11 protein-coding genes and 1 riboswitch are annotated in these 14480 nt (G+C 39.2%); of the genes, 4 read left to right on the top strand and 7 right to left on the bottom strand.

What is annotated here, in order from left to right:
* Window positions 1-11 precede the first annotated feature (11 nt).
* On the top strand, window positions 12-461 hold the full coding sequence (locus tag C1E24_RS13990) for a hypothetical protein (protein WP_138482449.1): 450 nt from the start codon (window positions 12-14) through the stop codon (window positions 459-461).
* Window positions 462-527: 66 nt separating this feature from the next.
* Here the strand turns inward: C1E24_RS13990 and C1E24_RS13985 are convergent, their stop codons facing one another.
* The 4 genes from C1E24_RS13985 to C1E24_RS13970 are packed head-to-tail and all read right to left on the bottom strand — an operon-like array spanning window position 528 to window position 5722.
* Window positions 528-1079, bottom strand: coding sequence for a DUF4136 domain-containing protein (locus tag C1E24_RS13985; RefSeq protein WP_138482447.1), 552 nt, complete (start codon window positions 1077-1079; stop codon window positions 528-530).
* A 59-nt stretch (window positions 1080-1138) separates the two neighbouring features.
* On the bottom strand, window positions 1139-3925 hold the full coding sequence (locus C1E24_RS13980) for an ATPase (RefSeq protein WP_138482445.1): 2787 nt from the start codon (window positions 3923-3925) through the stop codon (window positions 1139-1141).
* Complete coding sequence (locus C1E24_RS13975; protein ID WP_138482443.1) at window positions 3922-4473, bottom strand: condensin complex protein MksE; 552 nt, start codon at window positions 4471-4473, stop codon at window positions 3922-3924. The genes C1E24_RS13980 and C1E24_RS13975 overlap by 4 nt, the downstream gene beginning before the upstream one ends.
* Window positions 4460-5722, bottom strand: coding sequence for a hypothetical protein (locus C1E24_RS13970; protein WP_138482441.1), 1263 nt, complete (start codon window positions 5720-5722; stop codon window positions 4460-4462). The genes C1E24_RS13975 and C1E24_RS13970 overlap by 14 nt, the downstream gene beginning before the upstream one ends.
* 148 nt (window positions 5723-5870) lie before the next feature.
* Between C1E24_RS13970 and nhaD the strand changes: the two genes are divergently transcribed.
* Together nhaD and lysC are read left to right on the top strand one after the other, a co-directional pair.
* Window positions 5871-7118 carry a sodium:proton antiporter NhaD gene (gene nhaD / locus C1E24_RS13965; protein ID WP_138482439.1) on the top strand — a complete coding sequence of 416 codons (1248 nt, stop codon included), beginning with the start codon at window positions 5871-5873 and terminating at the stop codon, window positions 7116-7118.
* A gap of 130 nt (window positions 7119-7248) precedes the next feature.
* Window positions 7249-7422: riboswitch (Lysine riboswitch) on the top strand.
* A gap of 81 nt (window positions 7423-7503) precedes the next feature.
* On the top strand, window positions 7504-8850 hold the full coding sequence (lysC, locus tag C1E24_RS13960) for a lysine-sensitive aspartokinase 3 (protein WP_138482437.1): 1347 nt from the start codon (window positions 7504-7506) through the stop codon (window positions 8848-8850).
* A 43-nt stretch (window positions 8851-8893) separates the two neighbouring features.
* On the opposite strand, the gene C1E24_RS13955 is transcribed toward lysC, so the two are convergent.
* Complete coding sequence (locus tag C1E24_RS13955) at window positions 8894-9211, bottom strand: hypothetical protein (protein ID WP_138482435.1); 318 nt, start codon at window positions 9209-9211, stop codon at window positions 8894-8896.
* 178 nt (window positions 9212-9389) lie between these two features.
* Here C1E24_RS13955 and C1E24_RS13950 point away from each other — a divergent pair, with 178 nt between their 5' ends.
* A complete protein-coding gene (locus C1E24_RS13950; protein WP_138482433.1) occupies window positions 9390-10712 on the top strand; it encodes a sodium-dependent transporter in 1323 nt (440 codons plus the stop codon).
* 568 nt (window positions 10713-11280) lie between these two features.
* Here C1E24_RS13950 and C1E24_RS13945 read toward each other — a convergent pair.
* Together C1E24_RS13945 and C1E24_RS13940 are read right to left on the bottom strand one after the other, a co-directional pair.
* On the bottom strand, window positions 11281-12480 hold the full coding sequence (locus C1E24_RS13945) for a DUF642 domain-containing protein (RefSeq protein WP_138482431.1): 1200 nt from the start codon (window positions 12478-12480) through the stop codon (window positions 11281-11283).
* A 260-nt stretch (window positions 12481-12740) separates the two neighbouring features.
* Complete coding sequence (locus C1E24_RS13940; RefSeq protein WP_138482429.1) at window positions 12741-14381, bottom strand: SulP family inorganic anion transporter; 1641 nt, start codon at window positions 14379-14381, stop codon at window positions 12741-12743.
* Window positions 14382-14480: the final 99 nt, after the last annotated feature.

The following is a 14480-nucleotide window of genomic DNA, read 5'->3' as shown; positions in this document are numbered from 1 at the left end:
AAAGTTTCGATATGATGAGAAATTATTTAAACCGTATTAAATTTGATGTAGTCGTTGTTTTGATGCTATCAGCTGTCGTTTATCTCCTGTTTGAAATTGAGTACGCTGACATTGAAGTAAATAGAATTGATTTATCACACGCAACTTTACACTGTAGTGAAGCGGATAAACTTAACAGAGTAAACGGCTATATAAAATTTCAAGGGTTACAATTAAGATTAAGAGGTTCATTTGCCCGTTGTTCAGATTTTGAAAATGAGTTTCAAGATAAAATAATAGAGGTGGAATACCTTAAAGATGATGGTTTGATCACGGAACTAAAGATGAACGATGAGGTGTATTACTCACGCTCTATATTATTGAGTTCATTTATAAGTTTATTTATATCAGTAATAGTATGGATTTATTGTCGCAGTTTTATATTTGGATTAATTAAGCTTGTGGGCAAGAGAAAATGGTAGGCAGACTATGCTTTTGTTCAAATCAAAAAAGGCGCTTTGTTAAGCGCCTTTTTACTTTATCAATTATTAATGCTGTGGCTTTGGCGGAAAGTTCTTTAATATCTCAGCTATGGTTTTGTTAATTGCTTCAGTGCGTTGCTCTGGTGTTTGTTTTTTACGTAAACGACCTTCTTTTGCACCTCGCCAAACCAGTTGATTTGATTTAGCATCGACAATATCAACTACGAGAGTGCCGACATCATATTCACGGGTTGTAGTTTGAGTTTGATAACCCCAGCCCCAGTAATTCCAACGCGCAGAGTAGGTGGTTTGCATTGTGTCTGACTCCAGTTTTTGGTCAACAGATGCATGATAATTCACTAATACATCCGCATTTTTAGCGTCAACAAACTTGATCCCTTGCGCAGCTAAATTTTCAACAATGGCTTTACGAATACGTTTTTCCATTAAGTCATTAATTTGATAGTCACTGCCGTGATTTTTAATATCAGCATGTTCTGACCATGCAAATGTTTTGTAATTAGCAAACTCAACAGAGGTATCATAATCCCAATCCGGTGTGCTACCACAAGCCGCAACGAGCGTGAGCAATACTGCAATAAATAAATGCTTTAACATAGCGTTCTCCTAGTTTCTGGGATCCATCCCAGTTGATAATGTCATTTGCTTTCTGAGACCTAACTGGCCTCAGAATGTTCCACTTCAATCCAATCTTTTTCGTCAACCCAGTTCTGACTGCCATCTTTTACACTACGGATTGGCACTAAGTAGTCACAACTGATTTGCGGTTTAACCGAAGCAAAAATTGGTACAAAGCCGAAACTCAATGCGGTTTCTATAATGGCTTTTTGGTTTTGCGGGTCAATATCTGCCGCCTCATCTATATAGATAGGAATACGATACAACGTTTGTTCCTGATCTGATAATAGATAACGAATGAACAACATACCACATAACAGCTTGATTGTAATACGCGTTCCGTTAGAACCTGCAGAATCGATTTTATCGAAATGTTCAGTCTCACCGGCGCGATTAACCACCTCAAAACGGATATCGAATAAGTCGGTAAGCGTTAAACCTGTTTTTTCGCTGGCAAGCTTGATTAAATGATCTTTTGCTGCGGTAACAGCTTTTTCGTCTGTAGGTAATTCACTCAATAGATCAAGATTGTCACCTTTTTCATAACTATCAGACGTGCTGATAATCGTATCTATAGAGTCGACTAGCATCTTACGAGGTATCACATTGATCTTAAACGCCTGTAAGTTTGAGATCCTATGTTGACTGATCCCTTTGTTAAAGCTGTTCATTTCACGACGTAAACGATCTAAATCTTCACGAAGGCCTTTAATGGTTGCAGCTACCTCAGTGAGGGCAACACGTGCTTGTTTCTCAACCGCATCACGTTCATTGTCAATATTATGATATGCGCTGATGAGTTTCTGATATTTAGTAAATTCATCGGATTCATTATCAAACTTGGTGATACCCGCATTGTAAATATGCAAATAGGTATTACGCACGTTGACAGCTAGATTACGCAGTTCATGGCAATCTTTATTGAACTGGTGGATCACATCAGCCAAGTTATCGAAATCAAGGTTTATCTCAACAGGGTAAGGCGTTTGTTGCTCGCTCACAATGTCTAGTGTGTGATCAATACGCTCAGATTTAACCTGTTTTAAACGGTCCCCTTGACGTTTAATTAAGTCTTGCTTCGATAAAATAATTGAACGTCTATCTGAGATTGAGCTGGCGTTGCGTTGAATATCTTGAAGATAGCTGTCTACTTGCTCGCGCTCAGCGTCTAATTGCTCTTTGAGTAGAGATTGTGCTTCAACAGATTGCAGCATGGTTTGGTATTGTTCGAAGCGTTTTAGCGTTGCTTCTAGTGCCATTAGCTCATCATATAATGCATCACGCTCTTGCTGCTTTTGTACTACGTTTGCTGCAACTTCACGCTGTTGTTTGAGCTCGACTAATGATTGCTGTAATGATTCTAACTGCGCCTTTAACTGTGCTTTGTTCTCGCCACTTTGCATTTGTACAGGACTGAGCTTTTTAAGCTTGATGGTTGCACCTGGCAGTGTTAATTCACCGCCTTTTACGCTGTTTGATAAGTTTGCTAAGAACTCACCGAAAGCATCTTCGTCATGAATATCAACTTCACCTTGGCTTGTCGTTGCAAAGCTCAGAATATCTGGATTCAAAATACGAGAAATTTCTTCGACTTCTTTTAGAGACAGATCTTCACGCATACGAGTAAACAAATTGAACTCAAGGTTTTTAAGTTGCAGCTTTAGGCTCTTGATCTGCTTGTTGTTCTCGTTAATACGATAATCAAGGGTATGTAAGCTTTGCCCTTGAGCGCTATTAATAGAAAACGACAACTGCTCGTATTCTTTTTTCAATAATTGCAGATTGGTTTTTAAGGTCGCGTGATTGGTTAATTCAAACTCAGTTTTAAGGGCCGAGTAGTCAATAAACCACTGCTCAATTTGCGCTTGGCGACGGGCAATGTCGCCTGACTGTTGTAAGTAAAGTTGTTGTTTTTGTTCGAAGTCGTGTTTTTCTTGCTCTATGTCTTCTAGTTGAGCTTCAAGCTCACTCATTTGTGATTCTTGATAATCGGCAAATTCCACCAGTGCCATATCAATTTTAGGGGCGTAGGCGGCAAGTTTACCTTTTATACCGCTCTCGCTATCGAGCATTTGTTCAAGGGCTGCAATGGGCTCTTGCATTGACTCAAGAGCAGCAAGTTCGCGACGAGAGTGGTTTACTTTATCAAAAGCTCGACGCCATACTTCATAAAAGTCGACTTTTGAGTTTGACATGTGGCGTTCAAATACACGCAGCATAAAGCGTTTTACGTCTTGCGCGCCTAATTTATGCAAGTTCAAAATTCGTCTGAAAATCTCTTTATAAATAGACGCATCTTGTACGTTATTTAATGGGATCATTTTAAGGTTAATATCACCATCAAATTGTGTTGCACCACCAATGAGTAGGGCATTTAGCTCTTGTGCTTTTAACTCGACCGCTTTTTTGCCTTTGCTCTCAAGGTGATTAAAAAGCTTGGTATATTTAATGATGCTCTTGTCTTGCGTGAAATCATTTAAATCAAGCTTTCCTGGGTAGCAAAAAAACTGGTGAGCGTAACCTGCAATCTTGCCTAAACCTGCAACACCGATGACGACATCACCGTGGGGTAGATTGGCTTCAAGTAAAATGTAACTTTGATCGCTTGAGAAGTAGAATTTACGTGTTTCTTCTAAATCGTGACCATCCCATTCAGTTAAACGCAGGTCGTTGATCAACGGAAATTGCAGCGCATTAATCACCGAGCTTTTACCAGTATTGTTCGGCGCACAAATAGAGGCACTCTTATTGAGCGGGATCACACATTTTGCATAGCCCGCCGTATTTAATAGTGCAAGCTTACTTAATCCATATAACTTACTCATACTTCTTCCTCGAGTTCGTCAAAGTTATTATCATTTACTTCCATTAATGCATCTATATATCTATAAACTGGCGCGAGTAATACAAAGCCTTGCTCAACTTCTTTAGCCAGCCCTAAGCGCACCATGCGTAAATACACGTCTTTACGAAGTTCTGAGCCTGAAAAAATTTCGAGCTGGTCAAACAGGTGTTTATTCATTTGTACCAGTGTTTGCATCAGCTCTAAATCGGCGATGTTATCAAATAGGGCACGAAGGGGATCTTTACCTTGGTTGGCGTAATGCTCAATAAGAATATAGATAGTTAATGCAATGGCACGAGAAATCTTCCCCATGTTTGGGGTGCTCTCATCACTGCCTAAATAATAAAAGCCTCGGGCATCATGAATAAGATCGTGACCAAGCGCAGTAAATAAGGCTTGGTAAGCATCAATTTTTTGGTCAAGTTGCTGCCATAAGGTGGTGTCTTGTTCACTGATGTGATACCCGCTAACCAATTTTTTATTGATGGCTTGTAATTCTGATAAATCAGTTAAATTAATGTTTGTCATTCTTTTGTTCTTGCTTGTTGGCGGCATTAAATGGATACAGTTTGAATGTCTGTCCCGAAATAGACACGCTTGTACGTTGTTCGTCCTGTTGTAATTCGAGATCTGTATCGTTAATTAGTTTTTGATATAAAAACAGCATTTCATCGGCTTCAAGATCTGGATACTGTTCAGATAAGAAACCTAAAATCGCTGTTCGTTTTTGGCCTGTTTTTGCGAAAGTTGTTCTTACATTATTGTAATCTGGGATATTTGGGCTCTGATAGGCCGGTACGTCGGTTTGATCGGGAAGTTCGTATTCGTCATGCTCAAATTCTACTAAGCTTGCCATATAGGCGACCATGTGGCGTTGTTGGCCTAATGAAAAACGTTGAATATCAGAGACAAACTCAGGCTGTACGGCACTAAGTGTTCGATCAACGCCGTTTTTACGAATAAGACCTAGAACTTTAGATGCCTGTCGTGTGATCAGATTGTTACGGCGCAGTTCTTCTCGTAGTGGCATTAGCATATCAGCACTCTTGCGCAGACTTTCTCGACCAACTAGGTGCATATCAAGAATACGAGTACGAAGTTGTTCGAGCATGCGCTTATCAATACTTCCACGGCCAAAGAGTTCAATGTGTTCTATCTGAGCACTAATTTGTACTTCTATGCGGTTAAAGCAGCGGTGAAAATCACCTCGAATATCGACCATTTCCAGCATAGGCTCAATATATTCGTCGAATGCCTCTATCACGGCTTTATAACGCTTTTGAAGTGAAACATGGCTGGTATCAGACTTTGCTTGCTCTACAATGTTAAAGATAGCGTTTTCATTATGACTAAACAGCTTGACGATTTTACGCACTCGCTCGTCCATAATGCGGCTAAATCGACGTAACTCAGTAAAGTCACCATCTTCACCGGATTGTGCTAGGCGGTTACCGAGTCGTTCCAGATCAGTAACCAAAACCGTTATTTCTGCAGCGATTCCTAAGTCTTCTTCTTGCAATAAAAAACTGATGAAATCAGCAATCGCTCTGTTAATTTCTAATTGTGACGATTTTGCCAGTGGTATGATTATTTCCTGGTTTAATAATTTATTAGTTTCCTTGAATATTTTGTCACTTTTCCAATGAGGATTTTTGTTTTTTATGATGTTTTGAACGTCTTTGATGCTGAAATCAGTCATTTTGAAACGTTTAAACAAAAGCTCAATGACAGACCAGTGTTCAGTGAGCGTATTTAAAACTTTCTTCGCTGGGATCATATTTTTCCACTTTGTGTCTTTTTTGTGAAAAAAGACCGTATTTTATACTTATATTGATAGCTTACATGTACCTATAATGCTAGAATCTGCGCCGACTTACGTTACCCACCATTTTTGTTAATTTTTAAACACAGGTTGTTTACGCATTATGGTTACTACTATAATCCTAACACTGATAGCGATAGCTTTTGTGCTCATCGTTATAGAGGATATAATCCATGTAAACAAGGCCAAAACTACACTTTTTTTTGGTACTTTATGTTGGATTATCGCCTTTATCTCTCCAATACATGGTCAAAGCCCAGAAAATGTACAACATGAGCTAAACCACAACATATTAGAGATAGCAACCTTGTGGCTATTTTTAATGGCCACCATGACTTTCGTCGCTTATCTAAACTCTAAAGGCTTTATACAAAATATCGTGCACCGTGTCATGCCATCACAAATCAGCGAACGTAAACTCATGTTCCTGGTTGGCATTGCCGCTTTTGTATTTTCGTCAATTTCAGACAATATTACAGCAACGCTCATTTCATTAGCTGTTGTTATGTCGTTGAAATTAGACCCAAAGAAGCTTATAAAATACGCAACTTTAATCATATTTAGTGTCAACTCAGGGGGAGTATCATTGATCACAGGCGATGTGACAACACTTATGATATTTCTTGCCGATAAAGTAACCATTCCAGACTTATTATTGCTCGTGGCTCCAGCGATTGTGAGCGTAATCGTGTTGGCTACATTGCTGTCATTTGGCATGAATGAAACGATTGTGTTTGAAAAAGAACAAACACGTCGTATCGAGAAAACGGATGTAACAATAGCGTGTATTTTTGCATTAACGGTTTTTTCTACTTTATTTTTGAGTGTTGAGTATCAAGTGCCTCCTTTATTAACCATGTTATTTGGCTTGTCACTGATGTTCTTAGTTGCTCAGTTCTTAATGCGTAAAAAAGACGTAAACCGTAAAATTATTGACTATATTCGCGAGATAGAATACGACACGCTTCTGTTCTTCGTTGGTATCTTACTTGTGGTTGGCGCACTAAAAGAAGTGGGTTTCTTGGTTAAGTTCACTCAGTTGTATGATTACCTAAAACCCGAGTATGCGAATTATATTGTTGGTATTATGTCTGCAGCAGTAGATAACGTGCCTTTAACTGCGGCACTTTTAAAAGCTGATATTACTATGTCTACACAGCAGTGGCTAATGTTTACCTATGCAACGGGGGTTGGTGGTTCAATGCTGATCATCGGCTCTGCTGCAGGCATTATTGCAATGAACAAGGTTAAAGCACTGACATTTGTTAGCTACTTACGTATGTTCTTTTATCTACTCATAGCTTATTCAGTAGGTTATGTAGGTGCTTATTACGCAGGCATGATGATTTAGAAGCTTTAAGTACAAATTAGTTAAAACAGTACTTGACACCTAGACGTCTAAAAGTTACTTTTTAAAAACCCGCACAAACTTGCGTTTGCGCGGTTTTTATTTTGCCTAAGTTCAGCTTAGATTACGCAAAATAAACAGAAGAGGCGCGAAACTTAGGTAGCTGGTTTGAGGTGACGTATACCGATGACAGTCAGTGAGGGAAGTGTTCGCCGAGAAGAATATCAGTACGTCGCTGCTATTTTTCGGTTTACGAGGCTGAATCCTCGGAACTGTCACCGATTTATGGTGGAGAGCTTCTGGCAATGAGCATATCAAATCTATCCGTATATTCTTGCCGAGTTCTCCTTATTGATGTTGAACACACAGTGTTCATAAAGGAGATAAAATGACTTCCCAGTTCACAGTTGCTAAGTTTGGTGGTACAAGTGTCGCCAATTTTGAAGCAATGCATCGCTGTGCACAAATTATTCATGATGATAATCAAGTACGTATTGTAGTAGTGAGTGCCAGTGCAGGTGTTACTAATCACCTAGTGACATTAACTCAGCAAAAAGCTGATTTAGCAGAGCGTAAAACCCTTGTTAAAGCTGTACTTGAAATCCAGGACGCCATTTTAGAAAAACTGACACTAGATGCAGACTTAGCAACCGGCTTTTCTCAAACAATTAGCGAGTTTGAACAACTGGCTGAACTCCCTGCGTTAAGTGCACAGCAGTGTGACGAAATGCTTAGCTTCGGTGAGCGACTATCCTCTTTTCTATTTACTCAAGTATTACGTAATCTAGGTGTTACTGCTGACAGGTTTGATGTACGCCAAGTACTTAAAACAGATAACCAGTTTGGTAAAGCAACGCCTGACGTGAGTGCAACTGCAAGCGCAGCAGAGCAGCATTTATTGCCACAACTTGCAGACAAAGTGTTAGTAACACAAGGTTTTATTGGCAGTGATACATATGGCCAGACAACCACGCTAGGTAGAGGTGGTTCAGATTATAGTGCCGCATTATTGGCGGAAGCGATAGGTGCACAAAGCGTACAGATATGGACAGATGTTGTAGGCATATTCAGCACAGATCCTCGTTTATGTAAAAAAGCGTCACCGATTGCACGATTGAGCTTTGATGAAGCGGCTGAAATGGCCACATTCGGTGCAAAGGTATTACACCCAGCAACCATTTTACCTGCGAGTCGCAGCGGTATAGCGGTCTTTGTTGGTTCTAGTCGCGAACCTCAAGCCGGTGGTACTTGGATTGAAAAAGAAACCGAATCAAAAGCTGGGATCAGAGCCGTTACACAACGTAAGAATCAGATTCTTTTAACGTTAAAGAGCCCAGAAATGTTGTTGGCGAGTGGTTTTTTAGCGCGTATTTTTACTATTTTAAGTAAATATAATATCTCGGTAGATTTGGTAACCACTTCTGAGATCAGTGTTGCCATCACACTTGATAATGCATTGAGTTCTTCTAGACCTGAACTAGATCAAGCGTGTTTAGAAGAGTTGAGTGAATTCTGTCATGTAACGGTAGAGACCAATCTGACATTGGTTGCATTGATCGGTTCTGAAATCCAGCTTCGTCAACACGAAGTGAATTTTATGAATGTGCTTAAAGACTTTAACATTCGATTAATTTGCCATGGCGCAAGCAAGCACAATTTGTGTTTCTTAGTTGAACAAGGTGAATCAGACGAGGTTGTTCAATCAATTCATGCACAGCTTTTAGAAGCTTGCTGATAACCAGCTCACAATTTTCAAGTATTCTAATCGGTCATTCTGTTCAAGTTTGACCGATTTTTTGTTTAGATATTCCATACGCAAGTATTACAAAGACTATAGAAATTGCTATAAATTGCTCAGATAAAGTAATTGATGATTCATTCTCAATGAGACGTAACGTATCGTTCACTATTAATACATTAACTATAGATAGTGTGCTTGCTAACAAAAAGTACTTCGGCGCACTTTGGCTGTATCTTACACAGATAATTAGCCCAGCTAGAGTGATGAAATAGCCGATTACTGACATTGCGCCCGGTACAAAAGCGGGGAGTATAGAAAGTAAAGCGAGTGCAAATCCTAATTTTGGCATTAACATTGTGAACTCCTTTTGAATGGAACTGGCCAAAAAGCAGATTACAGAAGTTTTTCTTTACTTTGCAAATTTATTTAGTCTTATTACTGATTACAAGTGATAATTAAACGCAGTCTATTAGCAAAATCAGCTCAGTTGCGTATAATCGTCAGTTAACAATAATAAACATATAGATGTATAAATGGCTCAATTGCGTGATGGCTTTCAAAGTCGCTTAGGCTTTGTTTTAGCAGCAGCTGGTGCTGCTGTAGGGCTTGGAAATATTTGGGGCTTTCCTACCCAAGCTGCAAACCATGGTGGTGGTGCATTTTTATTAGTGTACTTTGTGGTTATATTTCTTTTGGCATTACCAGCTTTGTACACTGAGTTGTACATAGGTCACCAAGCACAATCTAATCCAGTTAAAGCACTTAAACAAGCATGGCAGGATAGCAATCCTAAAGTGGGTGCTACAGCAGGTTATGTTGGCCTATGTGGTGCCATTGTGATGTTAAGTTTTTATTCGATCGTTGCTGGTTGGATGCTGGCCTTTTCACTTGAACCACTTGCAAGGCTATTAGAACTAAATGAACTCGCAGCATTCTTAAAAGGTGACTCAACATTGCGGAATTTCATTTTCACCCCGCTTATGTTGTTGCTTACTGCCAGTATCATTTTGCAAGGTGTTAAGTCTGGTATAGAGGCATGGTCTAGAAGATTAATGCCCTTATTATTGTTATTACTTATAGGTTTAATTGGTTATATGGCAACGCTTGACGGTGCTATGGAAGGCTTTAAGGCTTATTTAGTACCAGATTTTTCAAAAGTAACAGATCCTGATTTGGTTATTGCTGCTATGGGTCAAGCTTTCTTCTCACTTTCATTAGGGGTTGGCTGCATGATGATTTATGGCTCGTATTTAAAACCACATGAAAATTTACCTAAATTAACTGCGAGTGTTGCCTTGCTTGATACTGGTGTTGCTTTTCTTGCAGGTTTATTAATCATTCCTGCAATATTTGTTGCACAGCAAAGTGGCGTTGAGGTTTTTCAAGATGGTAAACTGATCGGGGAAGGGCGCTTGATTTTTGCTGTTTTGCCAGAGCTATTTATGAATATGGGGCAAATAGGCCTATTTGTAGGTCTAACCTTCTTTGTACTTATGTCTATTGCTTCATTAACTTCTACAATATCTTCTACTGAGATACCCGTTTCTTTTTTAGTGGAAAACCATGGTTTGAAACGAAAAAGTGCCACAATTTGGGTAACTCTAGTGATTATGTTGGTTTCAACGACGATTATACTTAATTTTGAATGGCTATTTGGTTTGATTATCAGTGTGTTCACACAATATCAATTACCTTTAATGGGACTGTTCTACTTTTTGACAGTCGGCTGGATGTGGCAAAGAGGCAATAAGCTTTTAGAAGCAAGTAGCGGTTTCCATTATTACTTTGCGCAATATGTTCGTTTTGTATGCCCGGTATTAATGACTGCGGTATTTGTAAATGTAGCTTTGAAATAGGTAATACGATTAAGTAAAGCCAAGCAAGTTTGTATTAATCACAAAGCACTTAAACATAAAATTTATAATTCAGCCCTGACATTTGTTGGGGCTTTTTTATGTTTATTAATTCATTAAAGTAACCAATTAAGAATGTTAAGCCCAAACTTGAATAACCTAAGCTGTAGATAACAAATTAAATTACAGCGGCTAATCTTAATTAAAACGGCTTGCACTTACACAAAATAGATCTGTAAATTCTCCCTTATTTTTCTAAAGATTATAGTCTGATGGTGTAGATTTCTTTTTAAGCAATGTTTCAGGGTTTATTTCAAATAGGCTGAGGTTGAAACTGATCCAAGTTTAGAGGAGTTTAAACTGCTGTTAGCAGAGCCAAAAGTAATAGGCTTCTTTGTGGAACTGAAGTTAAAGCTGCGAGTTGCAGTTTATCAACCTTTGAGGAAAATTAGGGCCTTTTTACGTAATCAACAAACTCTTTATGCTCGATAGATAGGGTTTTGAAAGGAATTTTAAGGTAAATTTGGCGCAAAAAAATAGCCAGTTAAAACTGGCCATTTTCTAATGAAATTTAGTTGCAGTAGTTGTCTACAAACGTTAAGTCATTAATGTGTTCAGGTGCATCCATCACATAGGTTGCAACCGCTGTCTGAGGATTTACACTGTAAATTTTTGCGTTTTCTCCTGACACACGACCTGATACGTATAGAGCACCGTTGTCAGAAATTGCCAAACCAGATGCCCAATTAATTCCGTGATGGCCGATTAATGTCAGCGCCATAGTACTGTCATCAATCGTGTAAAGAGACTTGCCAGTTAACACATAAAGCGTGTTGTTATCTGCAGAATAGGCAACATCACCGTGTGAGAATGTGTCACCAGAATAGCGCATTTTACCTAAAACCGTTTTCTCGCCAGTTTGTAGATCGTAGTCGTACATATATGTTTTGCTGGTTGCACGTAAAGACTGACCGTCAGCGGTAACTGCAGAGCGATAAATCGGCCATGAAGTAGCATCTGCTTCAGCGGTTTGAGTACCTGTTTCTAAATCTAAAGACCAAAGCTTAGATGCTTTAGTTTTTGAATCTAATTGTTCCATGAAATATAGCTTGCCGTTGTGGCTAGCAATGTTAGATGCTGTGTTTTGTGCGCCAGCAACAACACTGTACGTTTTAGATTCAAGATCGAATTTGTATACGTATCCTGTTTCTAGGTCGCCATAATTATTAATACCGAAAATACCAGTGTGGCATGATTGCTTTTTAGTCACACTAACATTGTCGATGAATGCGCCAAGGCTATCGTTCTTGCCTGTACCAACAAAGCGCAACTCAGATGAATCAGAGTCAGCAGTTACAGTGACGTTAAATGACTGCCAACCGCGAGTTGTAGAATTAAGGTTTAGTACAGTTTGACCATTCCATTTAACTTCAGCTTTGTTTGTTGAACTATCACCTTGAATACGAGGAGAGTAATAGAAAGAAACTTCATAACTTTGACCAGCTTCAGTGCTAATATTTTGAAACACACTGTGGTTAGCAGTCGAGTCTAACTCAATGTACTGATTGCCGTTTTGTGCATTTATGATGCCCAGTCTAGAAGTTTGAATCTCGAAACGTGCGCCTTCACGCTCCCATCCGTTAACTGAATTCAACAATGTCCATTTAGAGTTGATCACATTTTCTTCAAACGAGCCGTTTGTAACTAAATTATCAGCCATTGCAAATTGCGTTGCAAAAAGCGTCGACATTGCTAATAAAGATAACTTCATTTAGTAGTTCTCCAAGTTTAAAAACTGCTTACAACAAACTTTGAAAGCGAAATTAATCCTATTGTCGTATTTTGTGTCGGTTTCGTCAACAATTAATAAACAATTAAGTCAATAATTTGTTTTGTGCAGTAATTTAATATTCCAAGAACATAGCAGGCAAAGTAAATGCCAAGTAGGAGGTTTTTGATTCTATTTGATAAATGAAGGGTTTTTAAGTCGTTTTGACATAAAGAATTTACTTTGTGCCAAAACGACTAAATTTACATTGATTCCAACGCGCGTTCTAATGCATCACTTCTAGAATTACAAAATGCATTTTCACCAAGTTTTTCGTTAATTTGAAAACGATGGAGTTGATCAGATGTTTCTGAGTTTGGCGAGAAGATAAAGACTTTACAGTCTGCATCTAATGCATCAGTAATCGCATTTTCAAGCGCTAGGCTCACAGTGACATCAAGCATTGGCACATCACTTAAGTCTAAAACCATGGCTTTGTATTTACTTATATCGCGATGTTGACGTGCAATGGCTTTAGAGACACTGAATATCATGGGGCCCGATAAGTAAAAATAGAGCAGTTGGCCGTTCGCTTGTTCAAATAATGCTTGTTCTGATTTATTCATCGGAACATCGTCATCAGAGTCACTAATGGCTTTAACTTGTTCTGATTGAACACGACTAAGTCGCTCTATCACCATGATATTTGAGATAAAGACACCTAAGCCTACAGCGGCAATGAGATCTACAAATACAGTGAGTAACATTACACCATACATAATTGCCATTTGAGATATACTTAATTTGTGTGCTCTTTGAATAAAGCTCCAATCAAGAATATTTATACCAACATATACGGCAATACCCGCTAAAACAGCCAAGGGAATTGGTTCTGTTAAGCCTCCGGCTACAAAGACAACCGCCATTAAAATCAGTGCTCGGAAAATACCCGCCAGTGGAGAACGCGCACCGACTTGAATATTTACCACTGTGCCCATAGTTGCACCTGCACCAGGTAACGCCCCAAATAAGCCAGAGATGATATTTGCAACACCTTGACCTCTTAACTCTTTATCAGAATCGTGCTCAGTTCGAGTTAAGCTGTCTCCGATAACGGCAGTTAATAAGGTATCAATGCAACCCAGAGTACCCAGCACTAGGGCATCGATTACCATTGACTGAAATTGGTCAGCAGTAAAAGTCGGGATAACTATAGAGGGTAGGCCACTTGGTATCTCACCGATCCTACGAATGCTATCAGTATCAAAAATGATTACTGAAACTATGGTCACTGCAACGAGTGCGACTAATTGAGCTGGCACATATTGGCGATATTTTTTAGGGAAATAAAACAATATTGCTAATGTGGCCGCGCCTAATAACAACTCTGAAAACTGAATATTTAGTAAGAGTTCAGGAAGTTGACCTAAAGTGCCAGTGACGCCTCCAGCGGGAGCTTGGTGGCCTAATAAAGGTGCAAGCTGTAATATGATGAGGATAACACCAATACCTGACATAAACCCAGAGATAACAGAATAGGGCATTAATGTTACGTATTTACCGAGCTTTAAGGTACCTAGTAACACTTGAAAAGCACCGGCCATCATCACAACCGTGAAGCCCATAGCCAGGCCAGATTCAGGATATTTAGCCATCATTGCGGTCAAAACTGCGGTCATAATAACCGTCATTGGACCAGTTGGCTCAGAAATCAGGGAAGTAGAACCACCAAACAAGGCAGCGAAAAGACCGACTAAAATTGCACCCCACATACCTGCTTCAGCACCGGCTCCTGAAGCAACACCAAACGCGAGGGCAAGCGGGAGAGATATTATGGCAGTGGTCACACCACCAAATAAATCGCCCTTTAAATTCATATGCTTATATCGAGATAGAGATAACATAGAACTTCCATACCGCGAGATTTCACGCATTTTACACCAAATTTTCTTTTTAACTATCGGATTTACAAACTTTTTTACAAGTTAGTATTTATATATGTC

Origin of the sequence: Pseudoalteromonas phenolica (genome assembly GCF_005876835.1) — a bacterium.
Lineage (GTDB): Bacteria > Pseudomonadota > Gammaproteobacteria > Enterobacterales > Alteromonadaceae > Pseudoalteromonas > Pseudoalteromonas phenolica_B.
The sequence above is the reverse complement of the archived record's forward strand: the minus strand, read 5'-3'. Positions and strand labels throughout refer to the sequence as shown.